This is a genomic window from Virgibacillus aidingensis, from assembly GCF_010994035.1.
GTDB lineage: Bacteria > Bacillota > Bacilli > Bacillales > Amphibacillaceae > Virgibacillus_N.
Genome location: NZ_WIXN01000003.1, coordinates 210,477 through 223,697, shown reverse-complemented (window position 1 = coordinate 223,697; position 13,221 = coordinate 210,477). Strand labels below are relative to the sequence as shown.

The 13,221-nt window shown below is 39.6% G+C and carries 18 protein-coding genes and 1 riboswitch; of the genes, 12 read left to right on the top strand and 6 right to left on the bottom strand.

Features of this window, described 5'->3' with window-relative positions:
* Positions 1–39: 39 nt before the first annotated feature.
* From gcvH to GHD25_RS04140, 7 genes are all read left to right on the top strand, one after another.
* Positions 40–420, top strand: coding sequence for a glycine cleavage system protein GcvH (gcvH, locus tag GHD25_RS04170; protein WP_164215094.1), 381 nt, complete (start codon positions 40–42; stop codon positions 418–420).
* A gap of 80 nt (positions 421–500) precedes the next feature.
* Entirely contained in the window at positions 501–863 is a 363-nt protein-coding gene (locus GHD25_RS04165; protein WP_164215093.1) for a toprim domain-containing protein, read from the top strand.
* A gap of 31 nt (positions 864–894) precedes the next feature.
* A complete protein-coding gene (locus GHD25_RS04160; protein ID WP_164215092.1) occupies positions 895–1,209 on the top strand; it encodes a thioredoxin family protein in 315 nt (104 codons plus the stop codon).
* 288 nt (positions 1,210–1,497) lie between these two features.
* Positions 1,498–1,607, top strand: a riboswitch (SAM riboswitch).
* 86 nt (positions 1,608–1,693) lie between these two features.
* Positions 1,694–2,722: a methionine ABC transporter ATP-binding protein gene (locus tag GHD25_RS04155; protein WP_164215091.1), complete on the top strand. Its 1,029-nt coding sequence runs from the start codon at positions 1,694–1,696 to the stop codon at positions 2,720–2,722.
* Positions 2,715–3,380 (top strand): methionine ABC transporter permease, encoded by a 666-nt coding sequence (locus GHD25_RS04150; protein WP_164215090.1) that lies wholly within the window; start codon positions 2,715–2,717, stop codon positions 3,378–3,380. The genes GHD25_RS04155 and GHD25_RS04150 overlap by 8 nt, the downstream gene beginning before the upstream one ends.
* A gap of 59 nt (positions 3,381–3,439) precedes the next feature.
* On the top strand, positions 3,440–4,321 hold the full coding sequence (locus GHD25_RS04145; protein WP_164215089.1) for a MetQ/NlpA family ABC transporter substrate-binding protein: 882 nt from the start codon (positions 3,440–3,442) through the stop codon (positions 4,319–4,321).
* A gap of 208 nt (positions 4,322–4,529) precedes the next feature.
* Positions 4,530–4,700: a hypothetical protein gene (locus GHD25_RS04140; RefSeq protein WP_164214905.1), complete on the top strand. Its 171-nt coding sequence runs from the start codon at positions 4,530–4,532 to the stop codon at positions 4,698–4,700.
* A gap of 197 nt (positions 4,701–4,897) precedes the next feature.
* Here GHD25_RS04140 and GHD25_RS04135 read toward each other — a convergent pair whose 3' ends face one another.
* Together GHD25_RS04135 and GHD25_RS04130 are read right to left on the bottom strand one after the other, a co-directional pair.
* Positions 4,898–5,995 carry an ABC transporter ATP-binding protein gene (locus GHD25_RS04135; protein WP_164215088.1) on the bottom strand — a complete coding sequence of 366 codons (1,098 nt, stop codon included), beginning with the start codon at positions 5,993–5,995 and terminating at the stop codon, positions 4,898–4,900.
* Positions 5,996–6,080: 85 nt separating this feature from the next.
* Entirely contained in the window at positions 6,081–6,983 is a 903-nt protein-coding gene (locus GHD25_RS04130) for a PucR family transcriptional regulator (protein ID WP_164215087.1), read from the bottom strand.
* Between the two features lie 136 nt (positions 6,984–7,119).
* Between GHD25_RS04130 and GHD25_RS04125 the strand changes: the two genes are divergently transcribed.
* The 3 genes from GHD25_RS04125 to GHD25_RS04115 all read left to right on the top strand — a co-directional run bounded on the left by GHD25_RS04125 (position 7,120) and on the right by GHD25_RS04115 (position 9,169).
* A complete protein-coding gene (locus GHD25_RS04125; protein ID WP_164215086.1) occupies positions 7,120–7,476 on the top strand; it encodes a YlbF/YmcA family competence regulator in 357 nt (118 codons plus the stop codon).
* Between the two features lie 240 nt (positions 7,477–7,716).
* The gene (locus GHD25_RS04120) at positions 7,717–8,202 is read left to right on the top strand and encodes a PD-(D/E)XK nuclease family transposase (protein WP_346426770.1); all 486 of its coding nucleotides are present in this window, start codon (positions 7,717–7,719) and stop codon (positions 8,200–8,202) included.
* Between the two features lie 196 nt (positions 8,203–8,398).
* Positions 8,399–9,169: an enoyl-CoA hydratase gene (locus GHD25_RS04115; RefSeq protein WP_164215084.1), complete on the top strand. Its 771-nt coding sequence runs from the start codon at positions 8,399–8,401 to the stop codon at positions 9,167–9,169.
* A 125-nt stretch (positions 9,170–9,294) separates the two neighbouring features.
* Here the strand turns inward: GHD25_RS04115 and GHD25_RS04110 are convergent, their stop codons facing one another.
* The 4 genes from GHD25_RS04110 to GHD25_RS04095 all read right to left on the bottom strand — a co-directional run bounded on the left by GHD25_RS04110 (position 9,295) and on the right by GHD25_RS04095 (position 12,309).
* Positions 9,295–10,344 (bottom strand): hypothetical protein, encoded by a 1,050-nt coding sequence (locus GHD25_RS04110; RefSeq protein ID WP_164215083.1) that lies wholly within the window; start codon positions 10,342–10,344, stop codon positions 9,295–9,297.
* Between the two features lie 59 nt (positions 10,345–10,403).
* Positions 10,404–11,216 (bottom strand): hypothetical protein, encoded by an 813-nt coding sequence (locus tag GHD25_RS04105; RefSeq protein ID WP_164215082.1) that lies wholly within the window; start codon positions 11,214–11,216, stop codon positions 10,404–10,406.
* Positions 11,217–11,352: 136 nt separating this feature from the next.
* On the bottom strand, positions 11,353–11,898 hold the full coding sequence (locus GHD25_RS04100) for a hypothetical protein (RefSeq protein ID WP_164215081.1): 546 nt from the start codon (positions 11,896–11,898) through the stop codon (positions 11,353–11,355).
* 222 nt (positions 11,899–12,120) lie between these two features.
* The gene (locus tag GHD25_RS04095) at positions 12,121–12,309 is read right to left on the bottom strand and encodes a YhzD family protein (protein WP_164215080.1); all 189 of its coding nucleotides are present in this window, start codon (positions 12,307–12,309) and stop codon (positions 12,121–12,123) included.
* Positions 12,310–12,543: 234 nt separating this feature from the next.
* On the opposite strand from GHD25_RS04095, the gene GHD25_RS04090 reads away from it, so the two are divergent.
* Positions 12,544–12,771: a helix-turn-helix transcriptional regulator gene (locus tag GHD25_RS04090; protein ID WP_164215155.1), complete on the top strand. Its 228-nt coding sequence runs from the start codon at positions 12,544–12,546 to the stop codon at positions 12,769–12,771.
* On the top strand, positions 12,768–13,073 hold the full coding sequence (locus GHD25_RS04085) for a hypothetical protein (RefSeq protein ID WP_164215079.1): 306 nt from the start codon (positions 12,768–12,770) through the stop codon (positions 13,071–13,073). Before GHD25_RS04090 ends, GHD25_RS04085 begins: the two co-directional genes overlap by 4 nt.
* The last annotated feature ends 148 nt before the right edge of the window (positions 13,074–13,221 follow it).

The window sequence follows — 13,221 nt, the reverse complement described above, 5'->3', positions numbered from 1 at the left end:
AGTATAGTTGAATTACGATTAATTATTGGAGGGATTAATATGAGTTTACCGAAGGACTTATTATATTCCAAGGAACATGAATGGGTAAAAAAAGAAGGGAACAAAGTACGTATCGGGATCACGGACTTTGCTCAGGATGAGCTTGGGGACATTGTATTTGTTGAACTTCCGGAAGTGGGTGATGAGCTCGAATTGAACGAACCGTTCGGAAGCGTGGAGTCCGTGAAAACAGTTTCCGAATTGTATGCACCAGTCAGTGGAAAAGTCGTGGAAGTCAATGAAGAGCTGGAGGACAGCCCTGAATATGTAAATGAGTCACCATACGAAAATGCCTGGATGGTTGTTGTAGAACTGGCCGATGAATCCGAACTGGATGATCTGCTGTCAGCGGAAGGCTATGAAGAAGAAATAAGTGAATAATTAATCCATCTGTAATCCGGCTGACGTATATGTGTCAGCCTTGTTTTTATTATTTATTTTAGTAGAGGTGCTATAACAGCATGATGCATGCGCCGGAAAAAATTATTATTGTGGAAGGATTGACAGATAAAAGAGAGCTCGATAAAGTAATTGCCGAGGAGCTTACGATTATCTGCACGAACGGCACACTTGGTGTGGAAAGATTTGAAGAGCTTCTGGATGAATATGAACTGGATCATAAAGAGGTTTATATTTTCACGGATGAAGATGAGCCGGGGATACAGCTCCGGAAACAGCTGGCAAGGGAGCTTCCGCATGCGGAGCATATTTATGTGAGCAGTGAGTACCGGGAAGTTGCCACAACCCCCGGACATGTTTTGGCAGCAGCACTTTTAGGTAAACACATAAAAGTGGATCCTTTTTTTCTGATTGACAGAGAATGAGAGAAACCTATTAAAAGCAAAGGTGATATTTTTGAAACAGGCAACATTAGAGCAACTGGAACAGAATGATTACTTATTATATATTTATACCCCTTTTTGCGGCACCTGTAATTTAGCCAGAACCATGCTGGAAAAAATTGAATCTGTCCATCAGGAGGATATTTTTTATGAAATGAACGCCTCTTTTTACCCGGAATTCATGCAGGAGAAAAAGATTGAAAGTGTCCCGTGTCTGCTTATAAAAAGAGATGGCAGGATACAGGAAAAAATATATACTTTTTATTCGATCCCCAATATTTATACCTATTTATATGAGTACAGACCGGAAATGTTTACGGGGAAATAAGCAGCTATGGTGAATGATCCATAGCTGTTTGATTTTTTAAATAGTGAGGTAGACGGCTGCAAATTGCAGTGAGATAAAATTATTAGATGAAAAATAAGGGGAAATGGGATGAATCAAAATCGCAGTGATTCTGTTTTCATTGATGCCCTGCTGGCATATATCGATATTGACATTACGAAAGGGTATCTTTACTCCTGAAGCTTCACTTTTTACACCGGCAATAATTCCTAATTGACACTTGGCACATAAAGTGCTATGATACTAGTTATTAATCAAATAAATCTTTATCTCTTATCCTGAGCGGTGGAGGGGCTGGCCCTGTGAACCCGCGGCAACCTTCAAATCCTGTATTTGAAAGGTGCCAATTCCTGCAAAGCAATTGCTTTGACAGATGAGAGAACGTAAAGGCCGATGATTGCGTCTTTCTGTTCTCTTGCAGAAAGGCGTTTTTGATTTTCGGAAGAGATAAGTTAGGGGGATTACTGTGATATCTATCGAAGGGTTGAGTAAGATATTTACCTCAGATAAGAAAAAAATAACGGCTGTAGATGATTTGACCCTATCGATTAATGAAGGTGAAATCTTTGGTGTCATCGGCTACAGCGGGGCGGGAAAAAGTACGTTTGTCCGGCTGCTTAATCGTCTGGAGGAACCGACCGGCGGCCGAGTAGTCATGGGCGAAAAGGAAATTACTACATTAAACAGTAAAGCGCTGCGACTTACCAGGCAGGATATTGGAATGATTTTTCAGCATTTTAATCTGCTCTGGTCACGGACAGTGGAGGATAATATTGCTTTTCCGCTTGAAATAGCGGGAATTTCCAAAACAAAACGAAAGGAAAAAGTGCAGAACCTGATCAATTTGGTTGGCCTTTCCGGCAGGGAAAAAGCATATCCTTCCCAGCTGAGCGGCGGGCAAAAGCAACGGGTTGGCATTGCAAGGGCCTTGGCAAATGACCCAAAAGTCTTGCTGTGTGATGAGGCTACTTCTGCGCTTGATCCGGAAACAACCAACTCCATCCTGGATTTGCTTGTGGATATTAATGAGAAGCTTGGATTAACCATTATATTAATTACCCACGAAATGCATGTCATTCGCAAAATCTGCAATCGGGTGGCCGTAATGGAAAGTGGGAAAATTGTGGAGCAAGGTGATGTACTGGATGTTTTCTCCAAACCAAAGCAGCTGGTGACAAAGAAATTTGTGGAGCAAGTCATGGGGACGAATGATGAAGATGACAGTATGGATTATTTGCTTCAAACGTATGAAGAGGGAAAAATCGTCCGGCTTCATTTTGTAGGGGAAATTACCAATCAAGCCTTGATCAGCCAGCTTGCAAAACAATTTGAAATTGAGATTAATATCCTGCAGGGGAAAATTGCCCAAACCCAGGCTGGTGCCTATGGAACATTAATTGTGCAGCTCGAAGGAAATGAAGAGGAAATAAATAAAGCTACCAGCTTTATTCAGGATGAAACCTCTGTGGAAATGGAGGGATTCGGAAATGGGTGATTTCTTTTCCAATCTGGATACACAGGATTTAATCGAGGCTACGTATGAAACATTCTATATGACAATAGTTTCTCTGGCAGGCACACTTATTTTGGGAATTATGCTTGGTCTGCTGTTATATATGACCGATAAAGACGGGATTTGGCAAAACAAATACTTAAATCTTATTACGGCCGCCGTTGTAAACGTATTTCGGGCCATTCCATTCATCATTTTGATATTATTATTATTTCCATTTACCAACTTACTGGTTGGAACACTCCGCGGGCCGACAGCTGCCCTGCCGGCTTTAATTATCGCATCGGCCCCTTTTTACGGGCGGCTTGTGGAAATTGCCCTAAAAGAAGTGGATAAAGGTGTCATTGAGGCAGCAAAATCAATGGGAGCAAAAACAAGGACGATTATTTTTAAGGTGCTGCTTCCGGAATCCATGCCGGCACTTGTCTCGGGCCTCACGGTCACAGCCATCGCTTTAATCGGCTACACAGCTATGGCCGGTGCCATCGGGGCAGGCGGACTTGGAAACTATGCTTATTACTTTGGATTCCAGCGCAGGGATTGGGACATTGTGCTTGTATCCACAGTTCTCATCGTAATCATCGTATTTCTGTTCCAGTTTATCGGTGATTACATTACGAAAAAACTGGATAAACGATAATGAATAATTAGGTATAATCCTATTTATAATAAAAACAACATCAAAGGAGAAGAATAATCATGAAAAAATTACTAGTATTTTTATCTGTTTTATTTGTTTTCTTATTAACTGCCTGTGGAACAGATTCTGATAATGATACAACGGAAAACGACACAGCAGGTGATGCAGAAACAACTGAGGATGCAGCAGAAGAATCCGAACCAGTGGAAATTACAATAGGCGCTTCGAGTACACCGCATTCGGAGATATTACAGGAGGCGCAGCCGCTGCTTGAAGAAGAAGGTATTACGTTAAATATTGAAGAATATCAGGACTATGTTTTCCCGAATGATGACCTTGCAAACGGGGACCTGGATGCGAACTATTTTCAGCACATCCCATTTTTAGAACAGACGATCAGTGATACAGGGTATGAACTGGATTATATTGATGGCATTCATGTGGAACCGATGGGTGTGTATTCCCAGGGCATTGAAAGTGTGGAAGACATTCCTGACGGTGCAGAAGTAATCATCAGCAATTCTGTGGCAGACCATGGCCGTATTTTGGCATTATTTGAATCAGAAGGACTAATTACACTTCCGGAGGGTGCTGATCCTGAGGAACTTTCCCTGGACGATATTGAAGACAATCCGAAGAATTTAACTTTCTCTCCGGATGTAGACCCTGCATTCCTGCCAGAACAATATTTCGCTGAAGAGGATGCATTGGTTGCCATTAATACCAACTATGCAATTGATGCTGATCTTAACCCGCTGGAGGATGCTTTGTTCATTGAAGGGGAAGATTCTCCATACGTGAATGTAATCGGTGTGCGTGCTGAGGACATGGAGAATGAAGCTTTGAATAAGCTTGTGGAAGTCTTGCAATCCGAGGAAATCCAGAACTTTATTTTGGAAAACTATGATGGGGCTGTTGTTCCGGTTGGCGGAAGCAATTAAATCTGCAAAATTTAAGCATTATACACCATATGCGAGCAAATAGTCAAATGTTAGTGAATGAGTATAACAGTAAATGTTCCATTCAATGATATGTTTGGTAATCGTGTCAAATCCGTTTAAATCCACATTGTAAAGGGAATCGTCCTTATGATAACCTTGATATTGTCATAAAACGAAAGGATGGTTCACTATTCATAGTGGCATACGCGTGAATCACACGCAGGAAATGGAAAAGGCAATGCAGCAGTCCCATAAAATGGGGTTTGCAGAGTATGAAAGAAAATTGGAAAACCGCCTTGACGTGGAAAAAAGAAGAGAGAAAGAATATGAAGCATGTAAACATTTAACCACTGATATTGATAGTCAAATTCACAGATAATAATTGACAAAAAACTGATGCTCCCCCGATGGAGCATCAGTTTTTTTGTTGCTTTGAAAGGAGTTTGTTTGCTTCTTTGTGTGCCGCGTGGGTTTCCAATTTATTTTCTGACCCGCCTGCGTTAGTAATGAAATAATTGAGAATGATGAAAGATAATTAAAATATACAGACAGACATTTATCACATCATCAGTATATTTATCTAATGCGATCCTCCGTATCCGCATCAAAGAAATGCGCGTTTGTCATGTCAAATGCCAGGTTCACTTGCTTGCCTCCTGAAACGTCGGTGCGGGAATCAACCCGGGCTACAAAATCCTGCTCATCTATTTTGGAATAGAGATAGGATTCCGCTCCCATTAATTCTGCCACATCAATGGTTGCTGTGACGGTTGATCCAGGATTTGCTTCGAGAAATTCGGTATCATCATGGATATCCTCCGGGCGGACACCTAAAATAAGATCTTTCCCTTCGTATTTCTGATCCTTTAATAACTTCAATTTGTCCTCTGGAACTTTAATTTTTACATTACCCAGATCAAAGAGACCCTCTGTCAGTTTACCTGAGAAAAAGTTCATGGAAGGGGATCCGATAAATCCGCCGACAAATACATTTTCCGGCGCATCATATACTTCTTTCGGCGCACCGACCTGCTGGATAATGCCGTCTTTCATTACTACTAGTCTGGTGGCCATCGTCATTGCTTCCGTCTGGTCATGTGTTACATAGATCGTTGTAGTCTGCAGGCGCTGGTGAAGCTTTTGAATCTCTGCACGCATTTGTACACGCAATTTGGCATCCAGGTTGGACAATGGTTCATCCATTAAAAATACTTTTGCATCGCGCACGATGGCTCTTCCCAAAGCGACACGCTGGCGCTGCCCGCCGGAAAGCGCTTTTGGTTTACGGTCCAGGTATTCTTTTAATCCTAAAATTTCCGCTGCATTATCCACCCGTTCTTTAATTTCGTCTTTTTTAAATTTACGGAGCTTGAGACCAAAAGCCATATTGTCGTAAACATTCATATGCGGGTACAGCGCATAGTTCTGGAAAACCATTGCGATATCCCGGTCTTTCGGTGCCACCTGGTTCATTTTTTTATCGTCAATATAAAATTCACCTTCCGTAATTTCCTCCAGACCGGCAATCATTCTCAGCGTAGTGGATTTACCACAACCGGATGGACCGACAAATACAATAAATTCCTTATCCTGAATATGTAAATTGAAATCATCCACAGCCAGTACATCTTTGTCATACACTTTTTTAATATTTTCCAATCGTAATTCAGCCATTCTTTTCCCCCATCTCTTTACATGTTATATTCATTGTATAGAAATGAGGAATCTATGAAAATGGTAAACATGCACAAAGCTGCGATTATTCTTTGTGCATGTTGGCAAGTAATGCTAAATATACCGTGAAAGCCTGATGGAACTCGCGGACATCCATGCCGGTTTTTTCCTGAAATTTGTCCAGTCTGTACTGAAGGGTATTCCGGTGCATGTATAATTCTTTCGCTGTAAGTGTGATGTTTAAATTACAGCGGATAAAAGTTTGTAATGTATGAAGGAAATCTTCCTCATCCGCAAATTCTTTTAATACAGAGGCCGCGAGCGAGTGTTTAAAACTGTCTTCTGTCTGGTCTATTAACATAAAAGGAACAGCTTCCGCATAAGTTATTACAGACTTACTTGTATAGGCGAATATGCTTTTTGCACCCTGTATTATGGAGGTATAGTAATCTTTTACGTTGTATAAATCATCCATATAGGCACCGACAAAGAAATGAATCGCACCATTTAAATCACTCATTAAAATATCAATAATCTGTTCGTAGGAAATTCTTTCGTCCGGGTGTGATTTTAACTCATCCACCATTATTCCCTCATGTTCATTTTCCCAGAGAATTGGCACAGGTTCAGGAAATAATTCATGGATCGCCGTTTTAAAAGCATGGGCGGAAATCTGATTTTTTTTGATGGAAAAATAAACAAAGCGGAACTGAGCTTGTCTTGTCATGTCAATAGCCGGCTCATTCTCATCGTGATGCAGGATGTTCAGCCATTTCTTTTCTGCTGTAGTTGGAACAGGTATTCTGTTGTTATATGGTGATAAAAAAGCTGTAAGCAATTTGATGTCTTTTGCCGTTAATTCCTTTTTCTCTATTCCGATTATTTCCCCGCTGTCTGTCAGAAACCATTGATAGGAACCAGACAATTCCGATTTTTTTTCATTGCAGCTTACCAGGGAGGGAAAGATCTTTTGAAGGTGATTTATCATGTTTGGCAACCTCATTTCTTTGAACTTTATGCTTGCTTGAACAGGAAAATAATGTATTTCCCTTCTTGCTATACATGGCATCCTCAGTTTGTTATAGTTGATGGGAGCAAAGACGTAATTCGGAGGAGGGTTATATATGCCTAATATTTATGATAGTGCATATGATTTGGAAAAAGCAATCCGAGAGAGCGATGAATTTGATAATTTGAAAAAGGCATATGATGCGGTCATGAATGATCCGGAAGCAAAACAGATGTTTGACCGCTTTCGCCATATCCAAATGAACCTGCAGGAAAAACAAATGCAGGGCGAAGATATTTCAGAGGAGGAAGTGGATCAGGCCAGACAGGTTGTGGAACTGGTACAGCAGCATGAAGGTATTTCGAAACTGATGGAAGAAGAGCAGCGTTTGAACATGGTCATTAACGATATAAGCCGTATTATTACCAAACCGCTGGAAGAATTGTACGGGACAGATGAACAGAACATGTAAGTAGTGTTTACATAGAGACTCGCAGGGAAAAGACTGCGGGTTTTATTGATTTTTTTTCCAATTTTATATTGTGAATAGTAACTGACAAGGCTTGGAGTTTTTTTCTGAGTCTTTTTTATTTTGATGTTTAGTGATAAGAAAACACCATAAATAGATAAAACCTTCAGATAAAAAGGTTTTTCTGGATATGGTGAATCTGTTATATTTTCATTTAGGATTACTCCCCGTTAAGTCCTCACCATACAGGTAATTGCGATTAACTTTGATTTGTTTAAACAGACAAAACGTTCCCATACATCTCATCATTTATATGAAGATCAAGAACAATTCCAATTGACGAATGTAATGGAGTTTCATTTCCTTGAAATGGGAAAGTTAATAAAGCATTGGAAAAAGGATAAACTGGATCCATGGAACAATACACTTGCAAAATGGCTCTTGCTGCTTGGCAATGGGAAGGTCTATGAAGTTATATATGATGCAGCGCAGCGTGAGGCGGAATTGCGAATACAGGAAGCAGAGCATAAAGCAGAGGAAAAAGCACAGCAAAAGATAAAGGAAACGGAACGAAAAGCAGAAAGAAAAGCAGAAAGAAAAGTAGAACAAAGAGCAGAAAACATTGATCGTCGGCTGTTGGAAAAAGGCATGGAGATTAAAAACGTTGCAGAGGCCACCGGACTGGAAGAGAATAAAGTGAGAGAAATACACCGGGATGTGCAGAACTAACACCTGCATCACATATATTGAAAGAAGCATGTTCGACCGGGAGCATGCTTCTTTTTTCTGTATCAAAACGCATTATTGAAGGCTTCCGCTAAAATTAGGCAGAAAAAATACATCCTGTAAAATTTCTTTAAGCAGGATTCTCGCAATAGATGTCGAATTATGTAAATGAGGTCACTTTATATAAGGGGGAACAGCTATGAGTCTTGTGTCATTTGAAAGTAAAAATAATATCTCATACATTCATTTCAACCGTCCGGAACGGTACAATGCATTGAATAAAGAAATGCTGAAAGAGCTGCTGAAAGCGGTTGAAAAAGCTGAACAAAATGAAGATCAGATTTTAATACTTTCCGGTGAAGGTAATGCTTTTTGTGCAGGTGGCGACATTTCCATGATGAAGGATTTTTCCGAGAAAAAGTTTTTTGATGAGGTTATGGATACTATTGGAAAAATTGCTTTGAAGTTATATAGGTTGCCAAAAATTGTTGTTTCGGCGATCCAAGGTTCAGCTGTCGGGCTTGGACTCAGCCTGGCACTCTGTGCTGATTACGTTATTGCGCAAAATGATGCCAAGCTCGGCATGTTGTTTATCGGCATTGGATTGGCCCCGGATGGAGGAGGACACTTCTGGCTGCAGGAACGCATTGGCACGCAAAAAGCAAAAGCATTCACCTGGGGGTTGAAACAGGTAGAAGGTGCAAAAGCAAAACAAATGGGTCTTGTGGATATGATTACGGATGAAAAAGTAGGGGATTTTGCCAAGGGGTTTGCTGATAAACTGCTGACTACACCAATTATAGCCATGCTGAAAACAAAGCAAATTTATCATGCTGCAAAAGAAAAAGATTTGATCTACTATTTGGAAGAAGAGAAAAAGGCACAGTGGGAACTGCGGGGCACGGAAGATCATAAAGAAGGCGTTGCGGCTTTTCTTGAGAAGCGGAAGCCGGTATTTAAAGGAAAATAGGAGTGAGAAAAAAAACGAAACTAGTGTTTGATCCGATTAACTGGGTTGAATATCAAACAGTGCTAACAAAAAAACAATCCGGCAGAATGGACAGTTGCTTAATCATTCCGCTGGATTTTTTTAGATCATTCATGTACGATATTTCCTTCTTTTGACAGCTTTTCAGGGCGAACCAATTCAGTTATAGCACTAGCGCTGGTTTGCTGCGTATCAGTAATAACACTAGCACTGGTTTGTTGCGTATTCTCTGGGCTTTCTTTTCCTTCATCAATTTCTTCCGAAGTCGTAAATTGAAAAGAGCGTTCCGTCTCTTTCAGTTCAGCAATGGTGACCGAATATTCCTGTTTTGTATCGTCACTTTCAACATTTTGATGATTAACATCAATTCCGCCGCGCTTTAGTACCATATCAGTTATTTCCACTTGGTTTAATCCATCCTGTCTATGTCCAGCAACAATCACGACATACGTTTTGTCATCGACAAGGAATACTTTATTCTGTTCCTCCGTTTCATTCCTATCCAGCCATTTTTGAAGACGGTCCGGTGCCTGCTTTGGATCAATCACCTGGAAGTGGACAGGTATAGATTTTTGCTCCGTTAAAAAGCCTGATTCAAGTCCAGATCCTCTGATGATATCGTTAAAATGTTGGACGCTAAGGTTTCGATTTTCCTGTCCTGTTTCGTTTGAATAGAGGCCGTTCTGTATGGTTTCCAAGTCTTTTTTCAAGTTTTGCAAGTATCGTAGTTCCGCGTCGGTTAATGTACTACTATCAGCAAATTGGTTTATAGGATGGTATGCAAAAATGGACATATGACTAAAGATTTCTCTATCAACAAAATGGCCGCCGGCATCCAATACGAGATCCGTCTGTTCCAGATTCTTTTCGACCTGCAGCAGGGCCTGTTCCAAATCGTTTCCTTCCAGCTCATGTTCCAGTACTGAATCCAGGGAACGCCTTGCTGCCTCCAATTTAGAATAAAACTGGTTCAAAAAAGATTCAAACTGACGTTGACTTTCCTGCTTACTTTGATATAACTGCACACCTGTGATGATGAGTGCCATAGAAAGGATAATCAACAAATAGGTTTTTATTTTCCCAAATAATCCTTTTTTCATTGCCAACACCTTATATAAAACAAACTTTAATCCCCGGGAAAAATTCCCCTTAGACATTCTATTCGACGTGAAACTACTAAATTCCTTCCCGTGCAAAAAGATATTCTGAAACTGTTTTACTGCTTCACTCTTGCCATAAACAAATAACCGATAATCGCCAGCAGCCGCATCTTATCCTCTTTGGAAAGGTTATCTGATAATTCGACAATATCATTTTGTATATCTCTGAATATGTTTGTGTACTCATGAGGAAACTTTCCATTATAAAAGTACGCCCATTGATTTCCTTTTTCATCATCCCAGCTGAAACTCCCGGAAAAACCGGATGCTTGAATCGATAGGAGCGGTTCTCCCTGCTCGTTAAACAATTTGCCTTTAATCTGAAATAGAGATTTCAGTTCCTCCTGTATGTAGATGCCAATGTCTTTTTTTTCCTGGTTAAATATGGTCAGTTTCGTTTGCTTCAGCCACCCATTTTTTCGGAAAGTAAACAGGGTTTCTCCCTTGTTGGATATAAAACCATAAGTTAACGGCAGGAATTCGAGCAATGCTTCGTAAAAAATCTGAAAAGGGTAAATCCACCATGGAATATCCAGTGGTTTCACCGCACCAATAAAGTTACCGTTTTTCTCAAAAATAAGTAATCCTGGTGTGAAAGATACATCTTTTTTTATTACTGCATGATTCGTTTCCAGTAAGTCCTGCTTTGAATTGGGAATTTCCACATCTTTTACTTTCTTATAATGGGAACGGCTCTTCATGATAATGGAGAAAATCAATCCAAGCGGTATGAGGAAAAACAACATTTCCAGCCATTCACGTGATGTTGCCGGTGTCTGAAATATTAACCATAATAAGATAATCAGTATAATGAATCCCAAGAAAAAATATCCCATCTTTTCCCTTCGTTTGTACATTTTTGCGATCAAATTATATCCCCCACTCTGCATATATTTGTAACTTGTTTGAACTGTTTTTGATGGCGATCTAAACATAACAGGGGTAGCGAGCTTAAGTATATGTAATTTAATTAAATGCCAGGTTTACCGCGTTTTAAAAAAGAAATTATAGAATGATCATAACACCGGCGAACAGGAAGAGAATATGTAATGCGATAAGTATGTACTTTTTTCTCTCTTTTCCCATGCCGGCAAAAAGAAAGCCCAAAAGAGGGATCAAAATGATTCCCAATATAAAAAGAAATCCTAAAAACCCACTTATATACTGTTCCAAGAATAAGCCTGCAGCATACCAAATCAAAAATAGCAGGAGGAGCAGGAAAGAGAACTGATGCATTTTTTTCCCGAAGTCCTTTACCCAATCTTCGGCTACCCGAAAATAAAAGTCTTCTTTGTTTTTATTGCCATGATTAACATCAAATGCAGATACCAGCCTCTGCCCATTCTTTGATTGGGCAGGTATTTTGCCTTTAGATAAATCATCATTCAGATTATGATATTGTACAAGATTTTCTTCATATTGTTTCAGGATCATGCTGATATTGACATTTGTTTTGCTTTCTTTTAACTCAGACCCTTTGGACTTAAGCAGAGAGTATAGGGAAAATCGGGTTATGACCATGTGAATTCGTGATAATAGTTTTTGTAACACTTATAAATACCTCTCTTTATGCAAGATAAAAAATGGTGGCTCAAGTTGAATAGTTAAACAGTGGCCTACGGAGATGGGAATATGATGAGTTAAATAGAATTAGATTTTGATAGCCATACCCATTCGCTAATGTAGTATTGTCCCAAGCTCACGAAACCATCCCGAAGTCACAGGGAATACATTTCCATTCTTTGCAACTTCGGGATAGTGTTGTTCATTGACTTACCTGTGAAATAAGATCAATTTGGCTTCCGGTGATACGCAGCGATGGGTTCTTTCGGTGTGGCCTTCTTCCTCTAACCGGGCTTGCCCGATTTCTTTTGCTTCCTGATCATTTTTTGCCGTAAAAGATTCATCCAGCAATTTTTCCCCCGATTGATCAAATACTGTTAAAGCATATGTTCTTTGCATGTTTTTTCCTCCCTGAAGTTCTGTCAATTCAATGTGATTCCCTGATGCAGAAGTATTTCATTCTGATTCTATCGTACATATATTTTCGGAAAATGAAAAGTGAAATGGAGCCGCAGCCGAGATATAAGAGTTTTTAAGATTAAAAGTAATTTATTTTTAACCAAATGTTAAAAATATTTGACATAAGGTAAAAAATACATTACTTTATATACAAAGGAGGTTATACAGTTGCCTTTGAAAGAAACAGGTACACTTCAAAATCGCATTGCGGTGCTTCGGGCGGAAAAAAAATGGTCGCAAAAAGTAGTGGCAGACAAATTGGGAGTCAGCAGACAAACAATTATTTCGATGGAAAACAATCGATATAATCCGTCTTTGAAATTAGCTTTTGAAGTAGCGAATCTATTTGAGAAGGACATCAATGATGTTTTTCAGTACATTACAGAGGGATGTGAGGAATGATGGAAATGATAAAAATTATTACGTATATCATTTTTGTGGCAGTATTCTTATTTTCTCTTTTCATCAGTTTTAAATTCAGTTTTGGTGAGGAAGGAAAGGATGAACGCGGACAGCAAATTCTCAACCAGGCGTATATGATGGTATTCCCTATTTTTCCAATTGCCTGGCTGCTGACGGAATTGTATTCTGATTTCATTTCCACAATAGATTATGAAGCTTATAGAATGATCATGTGGATTATTGTAGTCGCAATATTTATTGTACATGGAATGGCAATTTTAATACTGAAACGACGGAGCTGAGTCTGTTAAAAAATCCGTGATGAATCTTAGTGAATTCTCTTTTTGCCATGAAGGAAATCGCAAGTGCGAAAGGGGAGATGAAAGGCAACAAGATCGTCCAGCCGGTAAAATAATGGATTGGTGCCGGAAATGCAATAACACCAAAAGT